This window comes from Inquilinus sp. OTU3971 (assembly GCF_038440215.1).
Map to the genome: position 1 here is coordinate 1 of NZ_JASATH010000444.1, position 479 is coordinate 479.

Here is a 479-nt window from a genome sequence, read left to right on the forward strand (position 1 = left end):
GGCTTCGGCTACGAGCCCCATTTCGTCGAGGGCTCGGACCCGGCGCCGACGCACCGGGCCATGGCCGCCACGCTCGACATCGTGGTCGGGCGCATCCGCGAGATCCGCGAGGGCACGCTGGCCGACGGCATGGCCCAGCCGCGCTGGCCGATGATCATCCTGCGCACGCCCAAGGGCTGGACCGGGCCGAAGGAGGTCGACGGGCTGAAGACCGAGGGGTTCTGGCGGTCGCACCAGGTGCCGCTGTCCGGCCTCGCCGACAAGCCGGAGCATCTCGCCCAGCTCGAGGCCTGGATGCGCAGCTACCGGCCGGAGGAGCTGTTCGACCGGTCCGGCCGGCTGGTGCCGGAGTTGCAGGCGCTGGCGCCGCAGGGCGACCGCCGGATGGGCGCCAACCCGCACGCCAATGGCGGGCGGCTGCGACAGGAGCTGGAGGTTCCCGACTATCGCGGCTTCGCCGTCGACGTGCCGCGCCCCGG

General features: G+C 73.7%; 1 pseudogene. It reads left to right on the plus strand.

Annotation, left to right across the window (positions count from 1 at the left end):
* A pseudogene (locus AAHM41_RS40340) lies at positions 1–479 on the plus strand (phosphoketolase); the annotation flags it as partial.